The organism is Nonomuraea sp. 3N208, assembly GCF_052245935.1.
In the GTDB taxonomy this organism is placed as follows: Bacteria; Actinomycetota; Actinomycetes; order Streptosporangiales; family Streptosporangiaceae; genus Nonomuraea.
Genome location: NZ_JBQQBR010000034.1, coordinates 99,546 through 125,311, shown reverse-complemented (window position 1 = coordinate 125,311; position 25,766 = coordinate 99,546). Strand labels below are relative to the sequence as shown.

Sequence of the window (25,766 nt, the reverse complement as noted above, 5' to 3'; positions counted from 1 at the left end):
TTCATCATCCGGCCAGGTCAGGCGCCGTCATAGGGATCGGCGACCGCGCCGCCGCGCGGGTCGAGCCGTTGACGGGTGATCACACGGGTGGGGCGCTCGGCGTGTCGAGCGGCTGGCGGCTCAGCCCCAGCGTTGCAGTAGCCGGTCGTACTCGGCCTGGGTGATCGGCAGGACGGTGCCGTGGCGCGGCCGGCCGGGCATGGTGTAGCCGGAGACGGGTGACCATTGCCGGGTGTTCAGGTCGGTGGTCGTGAACGGTACGTAGCCCCGACCTCCGTACTCGTCGATGAACATGTACCAGCGCTCGTCGGTGTTCGATTTGAAGACCAACGGACCCTCGCCTTGGCTGATCGCGTTGTTCCCGAGGCAGTCTGCGACGAACGAGTAGGTGCGGTTGAGCATGGTCGTCGACTTCTCCGCGAGGATGAACTTGCCGCACGCGGACTGCGACGAGCTCCGCTCGTCCTTCGTGAAGCGGTAGTAGGTACCGTTGTGCTTGATGAGCGTCGAATCGATCGTCGAGTAGCCCTTGTCGACCCAGACCTGCGCGGCACTGAAGGTCCGGAAGTCGGATGTCGTGGCGTACATCATCCGGTTGTAGGTGTTGCCGGTGTGGTTCGGGTCGCCGGCGGAGTACAGCTTCGACGCCCAGAACACGACGTACTGGCCGAGTCCCTCGTCGTAGTACGCCTCCGGGGCCCACGTGTTGCCGGCCGTGTCCGGTGAGACGCGTGCCAGGCGCGGCGCGCTCCAGTTCACCAGGTCGGTCGACTCCCAGACCACTATGGACTTGCTGCCCGTCCGCTGGACCTGGTCCCAGTTGCCGTTGCCGTACATCCGCAGGTCGGTGGCGATCTGGTAGAACTTGTCGCCCTGCGGTGAACGGATGATGAACGGGTCGCGCACGCCGCGGGTGCCCACGGTCGAGGTCAACACGGGCCGCCCACCGTTGAGCTGGCGCCACCGGGTCGGGTCGTTGCCCTGGCTGAGCGCGAAGTAGACCTGCTCGCCGGCGGAGGTGTTCTCGCCGGTGAAGTAAGTGAACAGATAGCCGGCGTACTTCGGGGCCGGTGGCGCGTCGGCCCGGACCAGTTGCCACTGCTGGTTGGCTGCGCCCGTGTCGGTGTACTGGGAGATCCGCGCGCCGTCGGCGGTGGACTGCTCCCAGACGTCGAGGGCCTTGCCGCTGTTGCGGTTGATGAGCTTGACATATCCGCTGTCGGTATCCACGACTCGGAATTGCTGGTTGGTGTCGCCGTTATCGGTCCACTGGACGACGTTCGCACCGTTCGCCGTGGACGCCGAGGCGACGTCCACCACCTTGCCGCTGTGCCGGGCTCGGAGCTTGTAGTAGCCGCTGCCGGCGTCGACGAACTGGAACTGCTGGCTCGCCTGGTCGGCGCGGGTCCGTTGCTGGACGACAGCGCCGTCGGCGGTCGACTGGTCGGCGATGTCGACCGCTTTGCCGCTGTGCCGCGAGACGATCTGGTAATACGCCGCCGGGTCGATCACGGCCGCGTGTGCCGACGGTCCCGTGACCAGTGCGGCGGCGCAGCTCGCGATCAGTGCGCCGACGAGGACGAATGTGGTGCGACGTCTGTGCGGACGTCGCGGTGAGGTCCGATCGTGGAAAAGCTGTGTCATTGAATCCGTCCAGTGTGGTTGTGAAGGGTTGTCGGCGCCCTGTCGGGGCACCGCCCGCCCTGTCGTGCGGTGCCCCGACAGGTCTCGTGTCAGACGCGGCGGCGGGTGAAGCGCTGGTTGGGGCTGCCGTTGTAGGTGTATTGGGAGATGCGGGCGCCGTCGGCGGTGGAGTATTCCCAGACGTCCATGGCCAGGCCGGACTCCCGGTTGACGAGGCTGATCACGTCACCGCCGTGGTCGACCACGCGCCACTGCTGGCTGGTGGCGCCGGTGTCGGCCTGTTGGACGACGTCCGCGCCGGTCGCGGTGCCCGTGGGCTGGAGGAACAGGCCGCTGTGCCGGGCCTTGAGGCGGACGTGGCCGTCGCCGGAGTCCACGAACTCGAACTGCTGGTTGGGGCGACTGTTGGCGGTGTATTGGATGAGCCGTGCGCCGACGGCGGTGGAGGCCTCGTTGATGTCGGCGGCCTTGCCGCTGTGCTGGGCCACCAGGGTGTAGGCGGCGGGGCCGCCGGGCGAGTCACCTAGCTGGGCTTCCCACCTGGTGTTGGGCCCGGCCGCGTCGGCCGGGAGGCGGTCCCGTGCGGCGGTGTCGCCGTACATGGTCCAGCGGGCCCAGTCGACGACGGTGTTCGGGAATCGGTTGTCGCTCCAGAAGCTGGTGTGGCTGCCGCCGACGAAGGTGAGGAACGCCTTGGGCCAGGTCATCTCCGTGTACGCCTGCCGGGCCGAGGAGTACTGCGTGGTCGAGTCCCGGTCGCCGTGGACGAACAGGACCTTGGCGGAGACCGAGGCGGCGGGGTTGCCCATGTCCTCGCAGGACTGCGGGTTGGCGGAGATGATCCGGCTGTCGGGCCAGGAGGTCAGCAGGCCATGGGTGATCATGCCGCCCAGGGAGTGGCCCGAGACTCCGACGCCGATGCCGGTGTTGATGTGCCCGGCCAGCGGTCCGCTCGTGTTGAGGGCGAGGGTCTGGGTGAGGATCTGCGAGACGTCCTTGGAGGTGTTGCCGTTTCTGACGTCGGTGAAGTTGTGGTTGAAGTGCGGGGCGGGGACGATGAAGCCCGCCGCGGTCAAGGCCCGGATGATGAACAGGGAGTTCTGCGGGCTGCTTTGGAAGCCGTGGGTGAAGTTGTAGACGGGGAAGACACCGTTGGCGACCGGGGCGTTCGTCACCGGGTTGCCGCCGGGGGTGCCGGTGGCGGGGTAGTAGACGTAGGTGGTGCACGGGCGGCTGCCGCGGGTCCAGTCATACCGGCGCACGCCGACCGCGAACGGTGTGGTCGGCGCCGTGTCCAGCGGCCCGACGCCGGCGAGCGCCTGCCCCGCGCCGAGCAGGGACAGGCCGAGGCCCGCCGCTCCGGCCGCGCTCACGCTGAGGAATGTCCGCCGTTGCATGGTCATGGATGACTCCTTGGGTGCAGGGATGGCTGTGGCGATTGGAGTTCGGTTGGGTCCGTTGCCGGGCGCGTCCAGTCGGCGGCGGGTCGACCGGGAGGCGAGGCGCGAAAGCGGGTGTGGGTGTTCCTGCCACCCGCGAGGGGCGGCAGGAGCGTTGTGCGCGTTGTCAGGGGAGCCAGCGGCCGTTCTGGTCGAAGACGGCCTGGTTCTCCCAGGCGTTGCCGGAGTTGTTGATGTCGGCCCGGGTTCCAGCCGTTGCCCAGTACGGCGTGCTAGGCGGGCCCGCGGTAGGGACTTCGATGGCTCCCGCGTTGTGAGCCCGCACACCGCGGCGCCGCGGACATCCTCCTGACCGCACGTAGTGAGTAGTCAGCCGGCCGTGGCGCCGAGGTCGAGGTAGTCGATGTTGGGCAGTCCGGCTGCGGTGGTCGGGTCCCATCGGATGGTGTTGCCGCCGGCGTTCAGCGGGACCGTCACGGTCTTGGTGGCCCACGTCGTCCAGGCGCCGGTGGATTCGAACGACACCGTCGCCACCGTGGACCCGTTGACGACCAGGTTGGCAGCCCTGGCGCCGCTGGCGCCGTTGGCGAACCGGATCCCGAGCGTCGCTGGGCCGGCCGCCGACGCGTTCACCGTGAACTGGGCGTAGGCGCCGGCCGCGTTGTTGCCGTTGCAGAAACCGCTGCCGGAGAAGCCGGCCCAATTCGCGTCGATCGTGCCCTGACACACCGCCGGCGCGGTCTCCGCCTCATGCCGCTGCCCCGGCGGCGTGTCCCCGGACGTCCTGACGAGTCCGAGGTCGTCGACGAACAGGTATCCGTTGCCGGAAGTCGCCCGGATCGTGATGGTGGCCGTGCCGGCGGACACCGGGATCTCCGCGAGCTCGCGTCGGGTCCAGCCGCTGGATGCTGGGATGTTGAGCGTGCGCGAGGCACCGCCGGCGTCCGTGATCGTCACCTGCGCGGCGCTGAGTGAACCGGTGGTCCTGGCGAACGCGGACAGCCTGTAGACGCCGGCCGGCACAGTGATCTGTTGCCGCACGCCACCCGCGTAGGACTGCGTGGCCCCGATCCGCAGTGCGAAGCGCGACCCGTTCGCGCCGCCGTCCACGTTGGTCACCAGGGAGGTCGGCCCCGACTCGCGGAAGTTGGTCCATCCCTGCACCTGGGGGACGATGATGCGGTCGGCCTGGAAATTGGGGTTGAGAGCGTAGTTGTTGGCCGGACCGACACGCCACTCTCCGGTCGTGGCGTTGAACTGCCATTGGCTCACGGAATGGAACTGGGGCCGGGCGCCGGTCTTGGTCACCGGCATCCACTGGTTGTAGCCGATGCCGTTCCAGGCGAAGTCGGCCCAGCGGTCGCCGGCGTAGATGACCGTGTTCTGCTTGGTTCCCTTGACGGTCACGAAGAACCCGGTCTGGGTCACGTGGCTGTAGTCCATCTCGGTGCCGGCGAGGGTGTACTCACCGGTGTAGGAGCCTTGAATGTTGCTGCTGGTCGACTCGATGACATGGGTGACCGAGGTGTTCCAGCCGTGCAGGTCCGAGGCCGCGTGGTAGTACTTGCCGTCGAGCTTGAACATGGCGTTGCCCTCGCGCCCGGCGGAGTTGTAGCCGATCTGCACGGCGGGCTCCACCCGCAGCGAGTCGGACTCTCTCAGCTTGGAGACAAAGGCACGGGAGCGCCCTGATCGGTTGGAGAAAATCAGGTAGTCCTTCCCGTCATCGTCGGTGAAGACGGTCTGGTCTCCGGTGCCCGTCGTGGGGGAGTTGACGACCTGGGTCTGGAAGTAGGCGTAGTCGAAGGTGTCGGTGGGCGAGTCGCCCTGGAGGAACAGAACGCCGTCACCGCCGCTCGACGGGAGATACGCCTGCACGACGAGGACGTACTTGCCGGTGTTCTCGTTGTAGGAGACGCCAAGGCGCCCCACCCAGCCGGCGTTGGCGAGGGGGGACGTGGAGCGCGTGGCGACACGGTTCTCGAACTTCCAGTTCACCAGATCCTTCGACGAGTACACGGGGATCGAGACGAACGAGACGTCGCCGTCGTACTTTCTCGTCGGATTGGTCCGATAGAGCTCGGCGCCGGTGTAGTGCACGCCGTACCAGTAGTAGGTGTCGCCGAACTTGAAGACACCACCGCCTTGCGAATAGATGGGGTTGCCGCTGGTGTCGTTCCAAAAGACATCGTTCGTGATGGTCTGGAACGTCCCCTCGTCGGCGGCCACGAGGTTGCCGGCGGCGGTCGCCAGCGCCGTCTTCGCGGCGGCGACTTCCGACGCGGTTGCCGAGGCGTCGGCGGCGACGCCGTCCGCGTTGGCCAACGCCTTGGCGAAGGGCACCCAGGAGTCGCTCGTGTACTTGCCAGCGGGGCGGGTTTTGTAGTCCGCGACCAGATTCTTCAGGCCACGAACCATGACCAGACCATCAGCGGCCATCTGGAGTTTCTCGCGGGCGGTGGCGTCGTCGCCTCCTCGTTGAGTGAGTGAGTCCCTGACCGAGGAGAAGGCCGCCCACGAGCTGGCGGTGTAGTCCGCGGCAGAGTAGCGGGAGACGTGGCTGTCGCGAGCCTCCAGGGGTTCAGCCGCCGCGGCGGGGGCACCGGATGCCGCCATTGACATGACCAGCCATGCCGCGGCGACGAGCCCTCCCCGCTCCAGCGTTTTACGTAAGGTACCGATCATGGTGCTGCCCTTCGTTCATCGTGGCGCCGGCGCTCTCACCCGCTGACGTCGAGGTAGTCGACGTTGGGCAGTCCGGTCGCAGTGGTCGGATCCAATCGAATGGCCAAGAGAAGTAGCTGAGGTATCGGCCGCCTCGCAGTGGGTGTGGTCGTCGGCGAAGAACGCGCCGACGGGACCGGAGGTGTAATCGCCGTTGAACGGGCAGAAGCTCTGGCCGTTGTAGAGGGTGTAGCTCACTTTGTGGAGGTCGATGACCGGGGCGCCGGTGGCCCTGCCGACGTCGAAGGTCTCGGTCAGGAATCCGCGATTGGTCGTCTCCGTGCTTCCGCCCGGCTGGCTACCGGGACTGCACGGCCACGAACCGAAGGCGGTCGTATCGGTCCCTGGCGCCGGAGGGCGCTGGGGAGCCGGTCAGCTATGTGTTCAGCGGACGTAGATGTTGGGCTGCGGCGGGGTGCTCATGCCGTTGCCGAGGAAGAAGCTGGGGTGCGGGGGCTGGTTGTAGGCGGTGTTCTGCCAGGCGATGGCGACGCGGTATTGGGCGTCGTGCATCAGGGTGTAGATGCGCCGGTCGGTCGGGGTGGGGGTGGCGTAGATGCGCAGTGCGGCGTTGTCGTCGCGGGGCAGGATGATCTCCTCGCGCCAGTCGCCGAACAGGTCGCCGGACAGGGATGGGGTGGATTTGGTGCCGTTGATGGAGTGCGCGCCGGAGGCGGTGAGCAGGCGGGTGCCGCCGCCGGTGCCGTACTTGTCGACGTGGTTGCCGTCCAGCAGTTCCCGCACCGGGTCGCCGTCCCACCAGGCGAGGAAGTTGTAGCTGCTGGGGTTGCGCCCGACGCTGCCGCCGGAGGCGTTGAACAGGTTGCCCAGGCCGGTGCCGGTCCCCCAGAACTCTCCGCCGGCGTTACCGGCGTGGATGTCGGCGGCCACGCCGCGGGCCGGGCCCTCGCAGTTACAGGTGTTGTTCTTCTGCATGATGATCGAGCCGTTGCCGGCATCGCGCAGCGTGGCGGAGGCGCCGGAGCTCTGCTCGTGGATCATCCAGATCTCCTTGCCGGCACGGCCGGGCACGAAGTCTCCGACGTGCAGGGCGTCGCCGTGGGCGTAGAAGCTGGTGGTGTAGCGGCCGGTGCCGTTGGCGTTGATGGTCATGCCGCCGTAGATGATCTCGTCGGTGCCGTTGCCGTCGACGTCGGCGATGGACAGCGAGTGCGCGCCGCGGCCGGTCCACTGGCTGCCGGCGCTGCTGGAGTCGAACTTCCAGCGCCGGGTGAGCTGGCCGTCGCGGAAGTCCCAGGCCGCGATCGCGCTCTTGGCGTAGTAGCCGCGGCCCATGATGAGACTGGGGCGCTGGCCGTCCAGGTAGGCCGTGCCGGCCAGGAACCGGTCGCCGCGGTTGCCGTAGTTGTCGCCCCAGTCGTTGATGTTGCCGCGGGCCGGATCGAAGTTCACCGTGGACATGGCGGCGCCGGTGAGCCCGTTGAACATGGTCAGGTACTCGGGACCGGTGATGATGTAGCCGCTGGAGTTGCGGTGGTTCGCGCTGGCGTTGCCGATCACCTGTCCGGTGCCGGAGACGGTGCCGTCACCGGTCTTGACCGCCAGCTCGGCCCGGCCGTCGCCGTCGTAGTCGTACACCTGGAACTGCGTGTAGTGCGCGCCGGCCCGGATGTTGCGGCCCAGGTCGATGCGCCACAGCCGCTGGCCGTTGAGCCGGTACGCATCGATGTAGACGTTGCTGGTAACCCCGGACTGCGAGTTGTCCTTCTGATCGCTCGGATCCCACTTGAGGAAGATCTCGTACTGCCCGTCGCCGTCCGCGTCGCCGACGCTGGCGTCTCCGGCGGTGTAGTTGCTTCCCGGCCGGGAGATCGGCACGTCCAGGTAGTTGCCGCCGGCGAAGCGCAGCGACGGCTCGGACGCGGCCTGTTCGGCCCCGTTCACGACCGCTCGGACGGTATAGGAGGCGTCCCCTGGCGCGCCGTTGTCCAGGTAGTTGGTGGCGCCGGTGAGAGGCGAGGAGTTCAGCTTGGTCGAGCCCCGGTAGAGGTTGAACCCGGTGCTGGCGCTCTCGGTGCCCAGCAGCCGCCAGGACACCAGGTTGCCGCTGCCCGAGCGCACGCTGACCAGGCCGCGGTTGAGATCCTCCATCTGGCGGCCGGTCGGGGTTGGGCCGCCGCCCTGGTCCGTCTCCAAGTAGTCGATGTTGGCCAGGCCGTCGGCGGCGGTCGGGCTCAACCGGATGATGTTGTCGCCCGCGTTCAGCGACACGGTCAGCGTCTTGGTCACCCACGTCGTCCAGGCGCCGGTGGGGTCGAAGGCGCTGGCGGCATGTGCGACCGCGCCGTTGACCAGCACGTCTGCGGGACGGCCCGCGGTCCCGCCGTTGGCGTACCGGATCGCGATGGTGGCATCGCCGGCCGCGGCCGCGGTCACGGTGAACTGTGCCGCCGCGCCGGCCGCGTTGTTGCCGTTGCAGAATCCGCTGCCGGAGAAGCCGGCGTGGTTGGACTCGATGAAGCCGTCGCACGTGGCCGGTGCGCTTTCCGCCTCGTAGCGGGTCGCCGCGGAGGCTTCCGCGGCCATGACGAGGCCTGTGGCGGCCATCGTCAGCGCGACGCCGGCGGACAGCAGCGCGGTGCGTGGTCTACGTAAGGACATGAGAACTCCAACAGGTAGGTCGGGGGTGGTTATCGCAGGTACGGCACCGGCGACAGGTTCAGCTCGCGCATGCGCTGCAGGACGAGCTTGGCCATCTCGTTCGCTCCGTTCGAGGAGAAGTGCGTGTTGTCATTCAGCTCGGCCAGGTAGAGCGCGGCTGAGGCGTTCGGGCCGAGCCCCTCCACCAGCGCCTCGCTCGCAGCGGTCAGGTCGATGAGCGACGTGTTCTGCGCGGCCGCCACCTGCCGCATCGTCGCCGGGAGATTGGCGCCCACTCCGTTGACGTGCAGCGCCGTCGAAGTCAGCGTGCCGTCGGCGGCGAACAGCCGACGCACCGGAGGCGTGACCAGCACCGGCGTCCCACCCTGCGACCGCACCTGGGTCACCAGGCTGGTCAGGTTCGAGGCGAACGCAGACGCCGTCGTCGACTTGTCGTTGTGCCCGAACTGGATCAGCACCGTGTCGCCGCTCCGGATCAGCGGCTTCATCGCGGGGAACAGCGCCGCGTTGGACAGGAAGCTGCTCGAGCTCTCGCCCGAGTCGCCGTAGTTGGCCACCGACAGGCCCAGCTTGAAGTACCGCGGGAGCTGCTGCCCCCACCCGGTGTACGGCGCGACCGGCTGGTCGCAGACGGTCGAGTCGCCCGCGAGATACAGCACCGGCCCGCTCGCCGGGGCCAGCCCGATCCCGTTCAGTTTCGGCGCCTGCCCGGAAAAGACCAGGTCAAGCCCAGACCTCCCGGTGCCGCCCTGCCCGGTCGGCTGCCCTTCCGGCTGGCGCACGTTCAGCGTGAACGAATACCGCGCATACGAGCCCGCCGCCGTCGATACGGCAGGCAACACCGTACGGCGGGCCTCCGCCTGCACGCTGGTCACGCCCGGGCTGGCCGGGTCGCCCAGGACCACGGTCACGTCGTAGTTGCCCGGCTGGACGTCGAAGTGGCAGGTGATCGGCGAGGTGCCGGCGCACCTGGACCGCAGTGCCGGATCCGGCTCCGGCCCCGGCGGGGTGCCGGTGTCGGCGCCGAAGACCTTGAAGTCGGTGATACTCGCCCACGTCGACGCGGCGAGCCCGGTCACCGTGATCCGCACGTACCGCGCGGTCGCGGTGAAGGCGTCGCTCTGCACCTGGGCGGCGGTCGTGCTCGCCGTCCGGTCGGCCACCCGCGTCCAGGCCATGCCGTCGGTGGAGACCGAGACGTGGTACCTGTAGGTGCGGGCGAACTCCCAGCGCACCTCGGTGCCACTCAGCGTCGCCGGGCTTCCGAGGTCGATCTGCCACCAGTGGCCGGTGTTGCCGTCGGCGGCGCACCAGCGGGTGGCGGTGTCGCCGTCGTTGGCCAGGGACGGTCCGCGACCGGACTGGCTGGAGTCGGCATTCGCGGCCTTGCCCAGCGCCAGATCCGTCACCGCCCCGGCCGGAGTCGCGAGCGGCACGGCCAGCAGGCCCGCCAAGAGGGTGAGGAAGGCGATAACGACGAGCCTCGAAGAGCCCGGCAGGTCGGGCACGCGGCCGGCTGACCGAGAGGAACCCATGGTGATTCCGCGCTTTCTCGTGAAGGTCTGCAGTGGCACGGCGCCGCCTGCACGGCGGGCCATCGGTTTCTTACGGGCTGGTGTCTCAGGTGCCACGGGCCCTGGCCTGCCGGGAGCGGGCGGGGTGCTCGGCAGGCGCGGTTGCCCTCGGGCTTACGGCGTCCACCTGACGTGGGGATTGAGGTGGCCGCTCCAGTTGAAGACCGTGCACGGCTGGTGGTGTCGCTGGCTGCGGACACGGTGGACCGGCCCAGTGGCGCCCGCGTCCTGGGACGCGGGTGGGCGGACAGTTCACATGAGCGGGCTGGTGTCGACGGTCGCAGTTAGGCGGATGTCGTGTCACCGCATGTTCTGCGGCGGCGGGCGATGGCGGGGATCGGGCGCGAAGTCGCGAGTGGGCTGGGGGATGCGACCACATGTCCTCCTCACAGACTGGATGAGGCTCTGTGAGCGTGCACAGTAATGCAGAACCTGGCGTACTGAAAGGGCCTGTTTGAAATCCGAGGTAAGGGCGCTATTAGCAAGCAGGCAACCGCTATGGTCGGCGAAAAGGCCCTCTTCCTCTCTGTGAGCGTTCCCAGAGATTGCGATCTCCGGAGTGCGGACGTGAAAGTTTCATGTGCCCCCTCCATCGGGCGCATGTAGAAGCCGGCCGACCGCGCGGGCGTGGCACAGCGAACCGGATGACGTCAGGAATCTTGGCGGGGACGACCGGTGCTCTGTTGTAACCGGTTCGGCCGGCCATGCCGCTGGAGTCCGCCGCGGCGGCCGTCGACCGTCCCGACAGTCCGATCCCGCCACGTCGGCGGCGAGCCGCTTGCTCGGAAACCGCATGCTCACAGCCGCCTCACCATGCGGGCTGCCTGCTGAAGACCACCACCGCGCCTGCTCCGTTCGCCACGCCATCCCTTGCCCCTTGGCGGAAGAGCCGTCGATGTCGGGCTCAGGTCGAAGCGCAAGGCGGCGCCAATGGTTGGTGCAGCAGAGAGTCCCCGTCGCGGAAGCCGTCTACGTCGACAGAGCACTTGTGCCGCGAAGGACGGGGTACCGAGTCGAAGACGCGGGAGAGCACCTCGAGGGCTGAGAGAAACGGAAGCCTTGACGAGCTGATGTCAACGCTCCTACGCTTGCGCCGTTATATCGATTTAACTGCTCCGACCCCCCTAGGAGCTCCCATGCGCCCCACTCGATTAGCCCTCACGATCGAGGACGCCCTCGTGTGTGTGCGTGCTCCCGGCCACGCCCGCCGACGGCCGGACCACGCACGGGATGGAACGCCTCGACCGTGTTCGGTCGCCACCACGCCACCTGGTGGCATATTCCTGAGCTGGCCTTTCTTGGGTATAAAGGTGACCGGAGCCGGAACGGGCGGCAGAGTGGGTGCGGGCTTCAGCGTCTACCGCGAGGGCCGGCCGATCGCCACGGTCGCCGACAGCACCAACTACCTGGAGCCCGCTGGCACGCCTGCCTCCAAGTACGCCGTCGCCCCGATCGTGAGGGGCAAGGAGGGCAGAAAGCACTCCCGCCCGCGCTTTGGGATGAATCGTTTCATGCCGTCCAGCTCCTATGCCCGCCGATGGCTGTGGCCTGGCTCAGCCCATTGGGGCACGCCCATCTCAACTGAGTCCTGCCCGTAGCCCGGGATTGTCTCGTCGTTCGTTCGACCGCCGGCGCAACCAGGAGTCCTTCGCAAGCCGGCGGTTCGGCGGTTGCCCACGGACATGTCGAAGACCACAGCAGACATCTCCGCATCGAAGGGATCTCATGCCATGACCGGCAACGAAACAGGTACCCCCGGCGGCGTATCGTCCTGCTCGGCGCGGCGGCCGGCGCTGGCGCGCTGGCGCTGGGTACCAGCGCCGTCCGGGCACCGCAGGCAGAAGCCGCCTCCTTCATCAAGGGCACGGACATCAGCTGGATGCCGCAGATGAAAGCACGCGGCTACTACTGGAACAACCGATCCGGCCAGCGGCAGGACCTGTTGACCATCCTCAAGGGCTACGGCATCACCGCCGTCAGCCTGCGCACCTGGGTCAACCCGTCCAGCGATCCGGGCAACGGCCACTGCAGCATGCCGGAGACCGTGCAGATGGCACGGCGTTGTACGGACGCCGGCCTGCAGGTGCTCATCGGGTTCCACTTCGGGGACACCTGGAACTCGGTCGGCGTGCAGAACCCGCCGGCGGCGTGGGCCGGCATGAGCTACAGCCAGATGCTTACGGCGATGCGCACCTACGTCACCAGCTCGATGAACCAGCTCAGGAGCGCCGGCGTCACACCGGACTGGGTCAAGATCGGTAATGAGACGAACTCGGGCATCTGCAAGCCCACCGGCAGCATCAGCCGGCCGAACCAGATGACCGGTCTGCTGAATGCCGCCTACGACTCGCTCAAGCAGGTCTTTCCCAGCACCCCGGTGCTCATTCACCTGGCCCAGCCGCAGAAGCTCGACAGTATTCAGAACTTCCTCAACGCCTACCGCGGCAACGGCGGGAAGTGGGACATCACCGGCCTGTCCTCGTACGCGCAGGGCGGCAACGTGGCCCCCGTGCTGAACAACATGAGGACCATCCAGACCAGCTACGGCAAGCCGGTCATGCAGGTGGAGTACGGCGGCCCGGTGGGCAAGCCCACTCAGGTGCGCGACTCACTGCGGGCGTTCATCACGGGGATCAAGGGCTTCGGCGGTCTGGGGACCTTCTTCTGGGAGCCCGAGGGCTACCCGTCGTTCAACTACTACAACAGCTCGGCCTGGGACGAAGGCAGCAAACGTCCCACCGCCGCCATGGATGGCTTCCTCAACGTCTGACGGAGTTCAGTGATGAAATGCTGCATGACGGTGGCGCGTGCCGCCTTGATCGCGACAGTCGTGGTGGGTTCTTCCAGCGCGTTCATCACCACGTCCGTGGCGGCCGGCAACGCGGCGGCCGGAGCCGTCTACTACGTCGCACCGAACGGCAGCGACAGCGCCTCGGGAACGCAGGCCGCTCCCTGGGCTTCGATCGCGCGTGCGCAAGCGGCTGCCCAGGCGGGAGACACGGTCTACTTCCGAGGCGGCACCTACGGCTTTACCAGCGCGAACAGCAACTGCTCGAGTCAGACGGCCAGAGTCGACGCGATCACCCTGAACAAGAGCGGCAGCTCCGGCAACCCGCTCCGCTACTGGGCCTATCCCGGGGAGAAGCCGGTATTCGACTTCTCCCGCATGACGGACAACTGCCGGATCAAGGGATTCAGCGTCACAGGCGGTTATATCCACCTGAAGGGGCTGGAAGCCAGGGGTGTGCCGCAGAACAACAAGCTGAACGCCGAGTCCTGGGGGATCTGGGTTTCGGGCAGCAACAACATCTTCGAGTTGATCAACACGCATCACCACATGGGAACCGGCCTGTTCATCAGTGGCGGGGGCGGCAACTTGGTTCTCAACTCCGATTCGCATGACAACTACGACCCGAACAGCTCGGACGGGCCCGGCGAAAACGCCGACGGTTTCGGTGCCCACTACACGCCGGCCGGCCGTCCCGCGAACGTGTTCCGGGGGTGCCGCGCGTGGTGGAACGCCGATGACGGTTTCGACCTCATCTCCACCTACTCGCCCGTGACCATCGAAAACTCGTGGTCCTGGCGCAACGGCTACCTGCCGGGGACGACGACGCCTTCAGGCAACGGCGCCGGCTTCAAGGTAGGCGGCTTCGGCGCCGAGTACGACGCCGGCGCGGTGAAGCACACCGTCCGCTTCTCGGTGGCCTTCCTCAACAAGGCAGCCGGCTTCTATTCCAACCACCACCCGGTGGCCAACGATTACTTCAACAACACCAGCTACGGAAACCGCCCCGACTTCAACATGCTGGGAATCGACGCAAGCGGCGCCGCCGTCGGCCGGGGCAACCTGCGCAACAACATCGCCTACACGGGCACGCTGACGTCGAACATGACCGGTACCAGCTCCGCGTACAACTCCTGGGACCTGGGCGTCACCCTGTCGGACTCCCAGTTCCAGAGCGTATCGACCTCCGGCTGGGACGCGCCTCGCCAGGCAGACGGTAGCTTGCCCACGCTGCCCCACCTGCGCCTTGCCGCCAACAGCACCCTGATCGACAAAGGCACCGACGTCGGCCTGCCCTACAGCGGGCACGCTCCGGATCTCGGCGCCTTCGAGCGGCCCGGGGACACGCCGGCGGGGCAGCGGTATGAGGCGGAGACCGCGCCGGCGGTGTGTCAGGGCACGATCGACGCGAATTGGGCCGGCTTCTCCGGCAGCGGTTTCTGCAACGGCAACAACGCGGCCGGCGCCTACGCCCAGTTCACGGTGAACGCGTCGGCGGCCGGTACGGCGACGCTCGGGATCCGGTTCGCCAACGGCGCCAGCGGCGCCAGGGCTGCCAACCTGGTCGTCAACGGGTCCACGGTGGCGACGGTGTCGTTCGAATCCACCGGCGCCTGGACGACGTGGGCCACCAAGACCGTGACGGTCCCGCTGAACGCCGGCGGCAACACCATCCGATGGGACCCGACCACCGCAGCCGGACTGCCCAACATCGACTACCTCGACCTCGGCGCCACGGCCGGCTGACTACTCACTACGGCGGTTCAGGAGGGCACCGGAACCTCCGCTGCTGCGCCCGAGAGCGGCCGTGCCTGCCACCCGCCCGCTCCTGGAAGTCCCTGCTTCCCCCTCCGCCCGGGTATCTCGCGAGATTCCGATTCTGTGAACGTTCACAGAACAAATCTCGTGAATTTCGCACACGAACGTATGTCTTTTCCCAATGGAAGCGCTCCCCGACTGGATGGCATCCGTCCACACCAAGATGCCGCGCCCGGAAGGCGGGCGCCATTCGCGCAGCCTTCAGGCTGAGCGTCACCGACTGCTTGGCCAACGCGTAGCCGCACACCTCGAGAGGAAACATGATCAATAGATATGGGATGCGCGTCACCGCGGCACTCACTGTGCTCGTGACCGCGCTGGTGGCGGGGATGATCACAGCGCCCGCGCCAGCGCACGCCACCTTTGGCACCGCGCACATCAAGCCGATCGAGAGCAACATCGCCGCCAAGTTCTGGGCCTCCGCCACGGCAAGCAGCGGCTTACCCACCGCCCGACTGGCCATTGACGGAGACCCGACGACGTCCTGGTATGCGGACGGCCCCAGCGCCCGACAGCGGCTGACCGTCGACCTCGGCGGCGCCTACGACAACCTGCGGAAGGTCAAGGTGATCTTCGCTGACCCTGGCGTGGCGTACCGGTACGTCATCGAGGCCTCATCCGACGGGCGCCGGTGGACCAAGATCGCCGACAGGTTCCGCAACCGAGCCGCGTCACGGGGAGCGGTGCACCTGTTCACCCGGCCGGGAACACGCTTCGTCCGGCTCACGGTCACCGGCGCGCCAGGCCACCCCAAGGTCGGGGTGAGCGAGATCCAGATCTTCAACTACCTGCGTGACGACCTCATCCTCGGCGCCGACCTGTCCTGGGTGGACGACGTCCAGACCCGGGAATACTGGGTCAACCCCCTGGCCGCCGACCGGGGCGCCGGACCGCACCTACTCGACGTGGCCAAGGACCGCGGCATGGAGTACGCCCGGCTGCGCATCTTCAACGAGCCGAGGGACGAAAGCACCGGCGAACCCACACCGATCCCACGCCAGGGGCCGGAACGCTCACTGCAGTCAGCACGATGGATCAAGGACCGGAGCATGGGCCTCGGCATCGACTTCCACTACGCGGACTCCTGGGCGGACCCGTCCAAGCAACCGAAACCGCGCGCCTGGGCCGAGTTGGAGTTCGACGATCTGACGCAGGCGGTGTACGACTTCACCGGCGACTACCTCCGCCGGCTGATCAAACAGGGCACCACGCCGGACAAAGTCGCCGTCGGAAATGAGATCATCAACGGCTTCATGTACGGCAGCGAGGCGGCCCTCATCGGCACGACCAACCCGCCATACTTCGCCAACCAGGCCGACATCTACCAGTCGAAGCCCGGCGGCGGCCTGCTGTGGCGCTACTGGCAGTCGACCGACCCGGTCGAGCAGCGGCTCTACAACGAGGCGTGGGACCGGTTCACCACGTTGGCCGCGGCCGGGATCAAGGCCGTCCGCGATACGTCGCCGAAGACCAAGGTGGAGATCCATGTGATCGTCGACGCCGGACGGCTCGCCAAGACCATGGAGTTCTGGAGCCAGTTCCTCACCCGGGTCAAGGCCAAAGGCCAGAACCCTGACGTGCTCGCGATCTCGTACTATCCGGAGTGGCACGGTTCGCCTGACGCACTGGATGTCAACCTGCACACAATCGCGACGACCTACCCCGACTATGAAATCGACATCGCCGAGACCGCCTACCCCGCGTCCGGCGGCGACGGCTCGCCATTGCCCAACTCGCCCTTCCCCCGCACCGTCCAGGGGCAGGCAGACGCTATCCAGCGGGTCTTCCAGGCCGCCAACGACGTGGTCGACAACCAGGGCACCGACGTGCTGGTCTGGGAGCCGGCGGGCTACCAGCCGATGTTCCGAGCCGTGCCCGAGTTGCCCAACACCTGGGAGCCGCACGCGTCGATCAACGTGTACAACGCGAGCCAGGCCAAGCACATCCTTGAAGACACCGTCTACGTCACCACCAGGGTAGGTAGGCCTCCGGCCCTCCCCTCCTCCATCCGCAAGCTCACCACCGCAAACAACACCATCACCACAATCCCCGTTCACTGGCAGGCGCTGCCGGACGGAGCAACCAACACGCCCGGTGAGGTCGTCATCCTCGGGACGACGGCGCTGGGCAAGGTCACCGCAGTCATCGACGTCATCTAGACACTCTCAAGAGGCCTGTCGAGGCGAGTCGAGACCCAGGCGACGGCTCGACGAGTCGGGAGGGAGCTACATACGCGTGTCGCATGTGGCCTTCCCGCCGAGGCAAAGCGAGCCAGTGCCTATCCCTACCGGTGAGGGCGCGACGAATAGCGCCGGTGCAACGCCGACGGCAGCGGAGTGCGCGCCTGGCAGCCGCGCCGGACCCGACGTGTCGGCGCGGGACGGGCTGCGTCCCGCATCTGGCCGACATGCCGGGATCGTCGCCCAGAACGCCCGGGAGCTGCTCGGCCGCTACCGTGAGCTGACGGCGCGCATCAACCAGTTGGAGAAGCATCTGAAGCTGCTCGTGCAGTCCATGGCCCCGCAGTTCCCAGCTCGGCCCCGGCATGCCGACCCCTTCACCGTCCCGCTCGCCAGCAGAGACCTTCCGTTCAGCGGACTGCGGCTGCGGGTGGTCGGTTCCACCCACAACGGCCACGACTCGGCGCCCCGCCACCCGCGAGTTGTTCGGTCACGCCCGTGAACGGGCCGTGAGGGTGCTGTCGTGCCAGCTCGTCTGCGGGGTGATGCAGCTCATCGTGGCCACGCTGGTGCTGACGGGGACAGCGTCGGTCTGGTCGCTTGTGGGCCTGGAGATGGCCGCCCTGGCGACCACCTGCCCGTCCACGCCACAGTGGAACAGGCCATCACCACCGTGCTGGCCACGGCTCGCACCAACTGAGCTGCACTTTCGGCACCGACCAGTACCCGCCTTCGCCTACTGATCACCAAGCGAAAGATCAAAAGCTTAGGAACAGGTACTTATCTTTACGCAGCCAGTGAGCTTGATCAGTCCGTGCCTTGGCGTCGGCGCAGCGTCGGCAGGCCCGCGAGGAAGGCGGTGAGGGCGCGCTTCAGTGTCGGGAGGAACGGCGGGCGGGCGGCGGCGATCCACGGCTCCTGCGCGTAGAGCTCGGCCAGTACCGGGGGCGGATGCGCTATCGGGTAGAGGAAAGCAGCCAGCGCGGTGGCCGTCCCGACCAGTTCCAGGCCTTCACCGTTGGTCAACCCGGTGGCCCGAGCGACCTCGGTCCCGATCTCGGCGCCCACGTCGAGGAGCGCCACCTTGAACGCGCGGGCCGCATCGAGCGACACGTTGTGCTCCAGGCTGGCCGCGGCGTAGCCGAGTAGGTCGCACAGGAGCGGCCGTGCCTCCAGCGTCTCGGCGAGCGCGTCGACCACGTCGCCCGGCCCATCGGCGGCGCGCAGCCGCTCGGTCACTGCTTGTTTCCAGTCTTGCCATTCTTCGGCGGCGAGTTCGAGATAGATCTCCTCGCGCGTGCCGAAATAGCGCACCACATTGGACTTCGCCAGCCCCGCGGCCGCCGCCACGGCGCGCAGACTGACCGTGCGCACGCCCGAGCGAAGGGCGAGCTCGCGCGCGGCGGCGAGGATCGCCGCGCGTCGCTGTTGCTTGTGCTCCGGCCGCCTGGCCCGCAGAAACTCCGACTCTCTCATTTTCCCAGACAGCATAACGGCACTCTTAACAGACCACTGTCCGCTTGTTAAGCGGACAGTGGTCTGTTAGCGTCATCGGGCACGCCATCTACGGAGGAACCATGCCGGCTGTACTGCTACGGGTTAACGGCACCACTTACGAACTCGACCTGGAACCGCAGGTCAGCCTGCTCGACGCGCTGCGCGAGCACCTCGGGCTGACCGGCACCAAGAAGGGCTGCGACCAGGGCGCGTGCGGAGCCTGCACCGTCCTGGCCGACGGCGTCCGCGTCAACGCCTGCCTGGCGCTCGCCGTCCAGTACGAGGGCCGCGAGATCACCACGATCGAGGGAGTCGCAAGCCCGCTCCAGGCGGCGTTCGTCGCCCACGACGGGTTCCAGTGCGGCTATTGCACCTCCGGCCAGATCTGCTCGGCGATCGGCATGCTGGCCGAGCACGGGGACGGCGTGCCGAGCGCGGTGACCGAGCACCTCGCCGCCGACGGCGTGGAGTTGACCGACGCCGAGATCAGGGAGCGGATGAGCGGCAACCTGTGCCGCTGCGGGGCCTACAACGGCATCGTCGCCGCGATCCAGGAGGTCGCCCGGGCGGACGCCGCGGCCCGGGTTCCGGCGGAGGCGGCGCGATGAGGTCGTTCGCGTACGTGCGCCCGCCCGACGTGGCCGCAGCCATCCGGGCAGTCGCGGCCGAGCCGGACGCGAAGTTCCTCGGCGGCGGCACCAACCTGGTCGACCTCATGCGCGAGGGGATCGAGCGGCCCGCCACCGTCGTCGACGTCACCGGACTGCCGCTGGACGAGATCGAGGAACTGCCCGGTGGAGGCGTGCGCATCGGCGCGCTGGTCCGCAACAGCCGTCTCGCCGCGCACCGGCTGATCCGCACCCGGTACCCGATGCTGGCCCAGGCGATCTTGTCGGGCGCGTCGGCGCAGCTCAGGAACATGGCGACGGTCGGAGGTAACCTGCTGCAGCGCACCCGCTGCCTGTACTTCTACGATGGCGCGGCCGCCTGCAACAAGCGCGAGCCGGGGGCCGGCTGCGCCGCGCGCGACGGGTTCAACCGGGGCGGCGCCATCCTCGGCGCGAGCCCGGCCTGCGTCGCCACTCATCCGTCCGACATGTGCGTCGCGCTCGCCGCGCTGGACGCCGTGGTCGAGGCGGAAAGCGTGCGCGGCGTCCGCCGTATCCCGCTGGCCGGCTTCCACCGGCTGCCCGGCGACACCCCGCACATCGAGACCGAGCTGGCCGCCGACGAGCTGATCACCGCCGTCGAGCTGCCCGCCCTGCCGGTCGCCGCGCACTCGCGCTACCGCAAGGTGCGCGACCGCGCCTCATACGCGTTCGCCCTGGTCTCGGTCGCCGCCGCGCTGGAGGTCCGGCACGGCGCGGTCACCGGCGTGCGGCTCGCGCTGGGCGGGGTCGCCGCCAAGCCGTGGCGGGCCTCGAAGGCCGAGCAGACCCTCCTCGGCGCGCCCGCCACCGAGGAGTCCTTCCAGCGCGCCGCCGAGATCGAGCTCGCGCCCGCTGAAGGGCTCCCGGGAAACGCATTCAAGATCGAACTCGCCCGGCACACGGTCGTCGCGACCCTGCGCCAGGTGCTCACGGAAGGAGGCGCGGCATGACGGGGCCGCGCGACGCCGCGAACCAGAACCAGCTCATGACCCAGATGGAGAGCCCGCCGAGGCCACAGACCGCGGCGGTGCCAGTGGTGGGCAAGCCGATCGACAGGGTGGACGGCCGGGCCAAGACGAGCGGGCAGGCGCGCTTCGCGGCCGAGTATCCGTACCCCCGTCTCGCCTACGCCGCGCTGGTGCACGCGACGATCGCGCGCGGCCGCGTCACCGGATTCGACGTGGCCGAGGCTGCCGCCGTGCCGGGTGTGCTGGCCGTCCTCACGCACGAGAACGCGCCCCGCATGAAGCCACCGCCCCGGGCGACCCTGACGAACGGAGGCATGATCGTCACCGGGACCACGGTCAACTACCTCAACACCGACGAGGTGCACTGGAACGGCCAGCCCGTCGCGGTCGTCGTCGCCGAGACCCTGGAGGCGGCGCGCGAGGCGGCGGGACTGGTCAGGGTCGCCTACCAGGACTTCCCGGCCACCGTCGACTTCGCCGCCGAGGAGGAGCACGCCGTCCCGCTGAAAGGCAACCCGCTCCAGCGCGGCACCGCGAAGAAGGGCGACGCCGAGGCGGCGTTCAGGGCCGCCCCTGTGTCGGTGGACCTGCGGTTCACCACCCCTCCGCTTAACCACAACGCGATCGAGCCGCACGCCACCACCGCCGTGTGGGACGGCGACCGGCTGACCGTGCATGAAGGGACGCAGGGCATCGCCTGGCTTCGTGCCCATCTCGCGGCCAGGTTCGGCGTGCCCGAGGCGTCCGTGCGGGTGATCTCGCCGTTCGTCGGCGGCGCGTTCGGCGGCAAGGGCCCGGTGTGGGCCGGCACGCTGCTCACCGTGCTGGCGGCCCGCGCGACCGGGCGGCCGGTGCGGATGATGCTCACCCGCGAGGGCGTCTACCGCACGGTCGGCGGGCGCTCGCCGTCCACCCAGCGAGTGGCGCTCGGCGCGACGGCGGACGGCGGGCTTACGGCGCTCATCCACACCGGCGTGACCGGTACCGGGCGGGTCGGCGGCCTGCCCGAAGCGGTCACCTCGCCGTCCGGGCACCTGTACGCCGCGCCGAACATCCTCCTCCGGCACAGCCTCGTCGAGCTCGACCTGCTCCCCAACACCTTCATGCGCGCCCCCGGCGAGGCGCCCGGCACGTTCGCCCTGGAGGCGGCGATGGACGAGCTCGCGTACGGGCTGGGCATGGACCCGATCGCGCTGCGGATGCGCAACGAGCCGGAGACCAACCCGATCGACGGCAAGCGCTTTTCTCACCGGCTGCTGCGCGAGGCGTACGCCTACGGCGCGCAGCGGTTCGGCTGGGCGGACCGCACTCCCGAGCCGGGCTCGATGCGGGACGGCCGGTGGCTGGTCGGCATGGGCGTCGCCACTGCCCACCACGGGACGATGCAGTTCACCGCCAACGTCACGGTGCGGCTGTCGGCGGACGGGAACGTGCTGGTGCGGTGCGGCCTGCAAGAGATGGGCATGGGCGCGGCGACCGCCCAGGCGCAGATCGCGGCCGACGCGCTCGGCGTGCCGTTCGAGGCGGTGCGGGTGGAGTACGGCGACTCCACGCTGCCCACCGGTCCAGGCGCGGGCGCCTCCGCCCAGACCGTGAGCGTCGCCGCGAGCCTGCTGGCCGCCTGCGACAAGCTAAGGCGCAAGGTGCGCGCACTGGGCGAGGGTGGATCGCACGCCGAGATCCTCGCACGGGCGGGACGAGACCACATCGAGGCGGCGGTCGGGTCCCAGACGCGGCTGGGCACGCTGGCAGGGCAGGCGAAGTTCATCGCGAAGTTCCTGCGCGACCACCGGCGCTGGGTGAAGGCGGGGTGCGGGGCGCAGTTCTGCGAGGTGCGGGTCGACCCCGACACCGGCGAGATACGGGTCTCGCGCTGGCTCGGCGTGTTCGATGTCGGCAAAGTGATCAACGCTAAGACCGCAGCCAGCCAGCTCCGCGGCGGCATCGTCATGGGCATCGGCATGGCGCTCTCAGAAGAGACTCTGGTGGATCCGCGCACCGGGCGGATCATGAACCCGAGCCTGGCCGAGTACCACGTCCCCGTGCACGCCGACATCCCGCCGATCGACATCCACTACCTGGATGAGCCCGACCCGACCATGCCGCTCGGGCTGCTGGGCCTGGGCGAGATCGGCGTCACCGGCGTGGCCGCCGCGATCGCCAACGCCGTCCACCACGCCACCGGCAAGCGCGTCTATGACCTGGCGATCACCCTGGACAAGCTGCTTTGACCGCACCATGTCCTCCAGAGGACGGAGCCAGCGACTGAAGGCGCCAGCATCGGCTTGGAGATCCTTACCGGGGGGACCCTCATGCCCGTGATTCTCACTGTCCCGTAGCGCCAAAATCCGGTCCGATCCTCCAGCCTGGGAGGCCAACCTGGTGGCGGGACGCGGCGTGGTGGACGACGTCTCGGGAACCCCGCAAGACTTCGGCCGCGATCGTCGTCCCGCCCGGCCCTGACGCCGAGGCGGGGTCGGTCGAGTCCGCCGTGCCGATCCCGCTGGATGCCTACACGCACATCGCCGCCACCTTCGACGGCAAGATCGCCACCTTGTACGTCAACGGCCGGCAACGCGGCAGCGCTCGGCCGGCCTACACGGGGATGTCGCTGGGCGGGCGCCGCCCGTTGTGACGTCACGCGCAGCGCCTGCGGCCCCGCCTACTTGATCGCGCCCGCGCCGATGCCCTTCACGATGTGACGCTGCGCCATCAGGTAGAAGATCACTACCGGCACGATCGAGATGGTGGTGGCGGCCAGGAGGATCTGCTGCTGTGGCGTCTCGGCAGAGGTGAAGGCGGTCAGACCGCGCTGGACGGGCATGAGCGAGTTGTCCTCGAACAGGACGAGCGCCATGAGGTACTCGTTCCACGCCCCCAGCCCCTGGATGACCGCCACGGCGGCCAGGCCCGGCCGGGCCAGCGGGAGGATCACGTTCCAGAAGATGCGCAGCGGACCGGCGCCGTCCAGCGCGGCCGCCTCCTCCAGAGCGCGGGGCTGGCTGACGAAGAAGCTGCGCATGATGAGCGTCGACATCGGGATGCCCGATGTGATCAGGATCAGCACGTAGCCCACGGGATTGTTCGTCAGGTTCAGCGAGATGAGCAGCTTGTACTGCGCGAGGAACATGGCGGGCGCGGGGATGATCATAACGGCGAGGATGACGAACGTGAACACGCCCTTGCCCGCGAAGTCGAGTCGCGCGAGGGCGTATCCGGCGAGGCTGGACACCAGCAGGATGCCGATGACGGCGGATCCCGTGTAGAGCACGCTGTTGCGCAGGTAGATGCCGAGTTCTCCCTGGACCCATGCGGTCACGTAGTTGTGCCACTGCGGGTCGGCGGGGAGAAATCTCTCGTTCGAGAGCAGCTCTGTGAGGCTTTGCAGAGATCCGGACAGCATCCACAGGAGCGGGAACAGCGCGGTCAGCGCGGCGACGCTCAGCAGTCCGTACAGGCCGACCTTGTCGAGGCGTACCCCCCGTCGAGGTGGCCGAGTCCCGCCTTCGGCCGTGCCGGCCGGTACTGATGTGACGGACATCTCGTCGGCCCTTCCTGTCGTCCGGCTGCTCATACGCGGGACCTCCGCCTGGTGATCGCGAGCTGCATCACGGATAGCAGCACGAGGGCGCCGCCGAAGATGACCGACATGGCTGCGGCACTGCCGTAACGCCAGTTGACGAACGCCTCGTTGTAGATCGCGAGGGTCGGCACCATCGTGTGGTGGCCAGGCCCGCCGTTGGTCAGCACCTGCACGGTCCCGAAGATCTGGAGCGCGGCGAGCAGCGTGAGCAGACTCACGATCGAGGTGACCGGGGCCAGCTGTGGCCAGGTGATGTACCGGAACTTCGACCAGCGGTTCGCACCGTCGAGCTCGGCGGCCTCGTACAGTTCCTTCGGCACGTCTTGCAGCCCCGCGAGGAAGAGCAGGAAGCCGAACCCCCAGTGGAACCACACGAACACCGCAGCCACGGCGGGCAGCGCGACGGCCGGCTCGCCGAGCCAGTTCTGCTGCAGCGTGCCCAGGCCCATCATGCCGAGCAGCCGGTTGAGGATGCCGGATCCAGGGGCCAGGATGAAGGAGAACAGCAGGCCGACGACGACGACCGACAACACGCCCGGCAGGTAGAAGACGGTGCGGAAGAACGTCCTGCCGCGGGTGACGCTGTTGACGGCCAGCGCCATGCCCAGGGCGACTCCGTTGCCGGCGACGAAACCGACGACGCCGAAGAAGACGACGTTGCGCATGGACGCCCAGAAGATCGGGTCGGATGCGACGAAGTCGTAGTTGGCGAGCCCCACCCATGGGGTGTCGGGGCTGACGCCGTCCCAGGACTGGAAGCTCAGCAGGATCGCCTGCGCGAAGGGTGTGATCGTGAAGATCCCGACGAGCGCGATGGCCGGCGCCAGGAACAACCAGCCGATCAGGTTGCGCCGGAGAGCGCGCCTCCCGCGCGGCGGCCGTGGCCGCCGCGCGGGAACCGCGAGGTGCTGCGTCGTCATGACGTGCGGTCCTGCGCCGCCTGGATGGTGGCGAGCACTTCGTCCACCGTCACCTCGCCCAGCACCAGACGCTGAGACTCCGCCTTGATCGCGGTGTTCACGTCAGGCGTGAAGGTTGTTGACATGACTTGCATGGTCTTCACACCGGCGGCGAAGCCCTCAAGCTGGCCGGGGATGTCCGCGCCGGCGAGGAGTTCCGGGTTGCTGGGCAGGATGCGAGCGGTCTTGGCGAACACCGCCTGCTGCTCGGGCTCGGTCAGCCACTTCACGAACGCGAGAGCCTCCTTGGGATGCTTGCCCCTCGGGTTGATCACCGCGCCCTTCCCGGGGATGCCCGGCGAGCGCGGCTCGTGGACGCTTCCGGGAGCCGTGGGAAGCCCGGCGGAGAAGTAGTCCTGGAACTCCGGGTTCGTCCTCAGGCCGACCGAGACGCCGGGGGCGGCGTCGAAGATGGCCCCCATCGACTTGGTGAAGAAGGACGACTCCACGTTCGGGTGGTCGTCCTGGCCGCCGGGAAGAGCGCCGTTTGCGAGGACGCCGGCCTTTTTCAGGTCGACCAGGAACTGGAAGGCGTTGCGCCAGCCGTCCTGTTTCCAGTTCGATTTCCCGTTGAGGGTCGCTTCGATCTCGGCGTCCGTCAGCCAGTTCGAGGCGAGGCCTTGGATGACGTTCGGCGTCTGCGAGGCCGCGATGGAGAATTTTGCTCCCTTCGCGGCGAGCGCGTCGATGAACTCGGCCGTCGTCGCGGGCGGCTTTTCCGCCGAAATTCCGGTCAGCGCCGGGTTGATGAGGAAGCCGTACGTCTGCGTCTCCCAGTGCACCGAGTAGATGCCGGGCTTGACCCCGAGGTTGTTGCCTTCCTGGAACGTCGACATCTTGAGCACCGCGGGGCTGAAATTCTTGCTCCATCCGGCGTTCAACTCGGCAGAAAGGTCCATCGCCCAGCCGGCCTTGTAGAACGGCGCCATCTGAGTCGCGTCGAATGACGAATAGACGTCGGGCATGGATCTGGACTGCGCCTTCGCCTGAAGCTTGGGCAGGTAGTCGGCCGGTCCAGGCGTCTCAATAGTGATCTTGACGCCGGTCTTCTTGGTGTACTGCTCCGCGAGTTTGGTGAGCGCGGCCTCTTGCCCGCGCGACTGGTTCATGAAAGTCAGTCCGACGTCCCCGGTGGCGGGTTCGCCGGACGACGAACAGCCTGCCAGAGCAAGCGCCCCGACGATCGCCAATGACCCTGCCGCGATGATGGTGCGGCGACGAGTGCCGCGTGCTGAAAGATTTGTACCCATGGTCCTCACCTTTGGAAGCCTTGGATGGGGAAGCGGCCACTTGTTCATGCCCGCCCGGCACTTTTCGGTGGACGCCGTACGATGCCATTGATGTGTTTCTTAATTACTT

The 25,766-nt window shown here is 68.0% G+C and carries 18 protein-coding genes; 9 read left to right on the top strand and 9 right to left on the bottom strand.

Translation table 11 applies throughout. From position 1 onward, the window contains the following. Positions 1 to 120 precede the first annotated feature (120 nt). From ACTWPT_RS41240 to ACTWPT_RS41220, 5 genes are all read right to left on the bottom strand, one after another. A complete protein-coding gene (locus tag ACTWPT_RS41240; RefSeq protein WP_443182972.1) occupies positions 121 to 1,644 on the bottom strand; it encodes an RICIN domain-containing protein in 1,524 nt (507 codons plus the stop codon). An 89-nt stretch (positions 1,645 to 1,733) separates the two neighbouring features. Next, positions 1,734 to 3,047 carry an RICIN domain-containing protein gene (locus ACTWPT_RS41235; RefSeq protein WP_443182971.1) on the bottom strand — a complete coding sequence of 438 codons (1,314 nt, stop codon included), beginning with the start codon at positions 3,045 to 3,047 and terminating at the stop codon, positions 1,734 to 1,736. A gap of 366 nt (positions 3,048 to 3,413) precedes the next feature. Beyond that, positions 3,414 to 5,729: a family 43 glycosylhydrolase gene (locus tag ACTWPT_RS41230; protein WP_443182970.1), complete on the bottom strand. Its 2,316-nt coding sequence runs from the start codon at positions 5,727 to 5,729 to the stop codon at positions 3,414 to 3,416. A gap of 423 nt (positions 5,730 to 6,152) precedes the next feature. Beyond that, positions 6,153 to 8,390: a rhamnogalacturonan lyase family protein gene (locus ACTWPT_RS41225; protein ID WP_443182969.1), complete on the bottom strand. Its 2,238-nt coding sequence runs from the start codon at positions 8,388 to 8,390 to the stop codon at positions 6,153 to 6,155. Positions 8,391 to 8,419: 29 nt separating this feature from the next. Then, positions 8,420 to 9,925, bottom strand: coding sequence for a galactose-binding domain-containing protein (locus tag ACTWPT_RS41220; RefSeq protein ID WP_443182968.1), 1,506 nt, complete (start codon positions 9,923 to 9,925; stop codon positions 8,420 to 8,422). 743 nt (positions 9,926 to 10,668) lie between these two features. On the opposite strand from ACTWPT_RS41220, the gene ACTWPT_RS41215 reads away from it, so the two are divergent. The 5 genes from ACTWPT_RS41215 (at position 10,669) to ACTWPT_RS41195 (ending at position 17,252) form a co-directional block, all read left to right on the top strand. Beyond that, complete coding sequence (locus ACTWPT_RS41215) at positions 10,669 to 11,562, top strand: rhamnogalacturonan endolyase family protein (protein WP_443182967.1); 894 nt, start codon at positions 10,669 to 10,671, stop codon at positions 11,560 to 11,562. Continuing rightward, on the top strand, positions 11,553 to 12,734 hold the full coding sequence (locus ACTWPT_RS41210; protein ID WP_443182993.1) for a glycosyl hydrolase 53 family protein: 1,182 nt from the start codon (positions 11,553 to 11,555) through the stop codon (positions 12,732 to 12,734). Before ACTWPT_RS41215 ends, ACTWPT_RS41210 begins: the two co-directional genes overlap by 10 nt. A 96-nt stretch (positions 12,735 to 12,830) precedes the next feature. Beyond that, the gene (locus ACTWPT_RS41205) at positions 12,831 to 14,498 is read left to right on the top strand and encodes a right-handed parallel beta-helix repeat-containing protein (RefSeq protein ID WP_443182966.1); all 1,668 of its coding nucleotides are present in this window, start codon (positions 12,831 to 12,833) and stop codon (positions 14,496 to 14,498) included. Positions 14,499 to 14,830: 332 nt separating this feature from the next. Continuing rightward, positions 14,831 to 16,729 (top strand): glycosyl hydrolase 53 family protein, encoded by a 1,899-nt coding sequence (locus tag ACTWPT_RS41200; protein WP_443182965.1) that lies wholly within the window; start codon positions 14,831 to 14,833, stop codon positions 16,727 to 16,729. A gap of 208 nt (positions 16,730 to 16,937) precedes the next feature. Further along, complete coding sequence (locus tag ACTWPT_RS41195) at positions 16,938 to 17,252, top strand: hypothetical protein (RefSeq protein ID WP_443182964.1); 315 nt, start codon at positions 16,938 to 16,940, stop codon at positions 17,250 to 17,252. A gap of 305 nt (positions 17,253 to 17,557) precedes the next feature. Here the strand turns inward: ACTWPT_RS41195 and ACTWPT_RS41190 are convergent, their stop codons facing one another. Next, on the bottom strand, positions 17,558 to 18,226 hold the full coding sequence (locus ACTWPT_RS41190; RefSeq protein ID WP_443182963.1) for a TetR family transcriptional regulator: 669 nt from the start codon (positions 18,224 to 18,226) through the stop codon (positions 17,558 to 17,560). A 101-nt stretch (positions 18,227 to 18,327) separates the two neighbouring features. Between ACTWPT_RS41190 and ACTWPT_RS41185 the strand changes: the two genes are divergently transcribed. The 4 genes from ACTWPT_RS41185 to ACTWPT_RS41170 all read left to right on the top strand — a co-directional run bounded on the left by ACTWPT_RS41185 (position 18,328) and on the right by ACTWPT_RS41170 (position 22,500). Next, positions 18,328 to 18,855, top strand: a complete 528-nt coding sequence (locus tag ACTWPT_RS41185; protein WP_443182962.1) for a 2Fe-2S iron-sulfur cluster-binding protein — start codon at positions 18,328 to 18,330, stop codon at positions 18,853 to 18,855. Next, positions 18,852 to 19,847 carry an FAD binding domain-containing protein gene (locus tag ACTWPT_RS41180; protein WP_443182961.1) on the top strand — a complete coding sequence of 332 codons (996 nt, stop codon included), beginning with the start codon at positions 18,852 to 18,854 and terminating at the stop codon, positions 19,845 to 19,847. The genes ACTWPT_RS41185 and ACTWPT_RS41180 overlap by 4 nt, the downstream gene beginning before the upstream one ends. Beyond that, complete coding sequence (locus tag ACTWPT_RS41175) at positions 19,844 to 22,096, top strand: xanthine dehydrogenase family protein molybdopterin-binding subunit (RefSeq protein WP_443182960.1); 2,253 nt, start codon at positions 19,844 to 19,846, stop codon at positions 22,094 to 22,096. Before ACTWPT_RS41180 ends, ACTWPT_RS41175 begins: the two co-directional genes overlap by 4 nt. 125 nt (positions 22,097 to 22,221) lie before the next feature. Continuing rightward, the gene (locus tag ACTWPT_RS41170; RefSeq protein WP_443182992.1) at positions 22,222 to 22,500 is read left to right on the top strand and encodes a LamG-like jellyroll fold domain-containing protein; all 279 of its coding nucleotides are present in this window, start codon (positions 22,222 to 22,224) and stop codon (positions 22,498 to 22,500) included. A 27-nt stretch (positions 22,501 to 22,527) separates the two neighbouring features. Here the strand turns inward: ACTWPT_RS41170 and ACTWPT_RS41165 are convergent, their stop codons facing one another. From ACTWPT_RS41165 to ACTWPT_RS41155, 3 genes are read right to left on the bottom strand one after another with little or no spacing between them, the layout of a single operon-like run. Next, positions 22,528 to 23,439, bottom strand: coding sequence for a carbohydrate ABC transporter permease (locus ACTWPT_RS41165; RefSeq protein WP_443182959.1), 912 nt, complete (start codon positions 23,437 to 23,439; stop codon positions 22,528 to 22,530). Further along, entirely contained in the window at positions 23,436 to 24,368 is a 933-nt protein-coding gene (locus ACTWPT_RS41160; protein ID WP_443182958.1) for a carbohydrate ABC transporter permease, read from the bottom strand. The genes ACTWPT_RS41165 and ACTWPT_RS41160 overlap by 4 nt, the downstream gene beginning before the upstream one ends. After that, a complete protein-coding gene (locus tag ACTWPT_RS41155) occupies positions 24,365 to 25,705 on the bottom strand; it encodes an ABC transporter substrate-binding protein (protein ID WP_443182957.1) in 1,341 nt (446 codons plus the stop codon). The genes ACTWPT_RS41160 and ACTWPT_RS41155 overlap by 4 nt, the downstream gene beginning before the upstream one ends. Positions 25,706 to 25,766: the final 61 nt, after the last annotated feature.

Coding starts and splice junctions, on each gene's coding strand:
- ACTWPT_RS41185 (WP_443182962.1), top strand. CDS start 18,328: ATGCCGGCTGTACTGCTACGGGTTAACGGCACCACTTACGAACTCGAC.
- ACTWPT_RS41155 (WP_443182957.1), bottom strand. CDS start 25,705: ATGAACAAGTGGCCGCTTCCCCATCCAAGGCTTCCAAAGGTGAGGACC.
- ACTWPT_RS41180 (WP_443182961.1), top strand. CDS start 18,852: ATGAGGTCGTTCGCGTACGTGCGCCCGCCCGACGTGGCCGCAGCCATC.
- ACTWPT_RS41165 (WP_443182959.1), bottom strand. CDS start 23,439: ATGAGCAGCCGGACGACAGGAAGGGCCGACGAGATGTCCGTCACATCA.
- ACTWPT_RS41215 (WP_443182967.1), top strand. CDS start 10,669: ATGCCGCTGGAGTCCGCCGCGGCGGCCGTCGACCGTCCCGACAGTCCG.
- ACTWPT_RS41175 (WP_443182960.1), top strand. CDS start 19,844: ATGACGGGGCCGCGCGACGCCGCGAACCAGAACCAGCTCATGACCCAG.
- ACTWPT_RS41235 (WP_443182971.1), bottom strand. CDS start 3,047: ATGACCATGCAACGGCGGACATTCCTCAGCGTGAGCGCGGCCGGAGCG.
- ACTWPT_RS41225 (WP_443182969.1), bottom strand. CDS start 8,390: ATGTCCTTACGTAGACCACGCACCGCGCTGCTGTCCGCCGGCGTCGCG.
- ACTWPT_RS41220 (WP_443182968.1), bottom strand. CDS start 9,925: ATGGGTTCCTCTCGGTCAGCCGGCCGCGTGCCCGACCTGCCGGGCTCT.
- ACTWPT_RS41240 (WP_443182972.1), bottom strand. CDS start 1,644: ATGACACAGCTTTTCCACGATCGGACCTCACCGCGACGTCCGCACAGA.
- ACTWPT_RS41230 (WP_443182970.1), bottom strand. CDS start 5,729: ATGATCGGTACCTTACGTAAAACGCTGGAGCGGGGAGGGCTCGTCGCC.
- ACTWPT_RS41200 (WP_443182965.1), top strand. CDS start 14,831: ATGATCAATAGATATGGGATGCGCGTCACCGCGGCACTCACTGTGCTC.
- ACTWPT_RS41190 (WP_443182963.1), bottom strand. CDS start 18,226: ATGAGAGAGTCGGAGTTTCTGCGGGCCAGGCGGCCGGAGCACAAGCAA.
- ACTWPT_RS41160 (WP_443182958.1), bottom strand. CDS start 24,368: ATGACGACGCAGCACCTCGCGGTTCCCGCGCGGCGGCCACGGCCGCCG.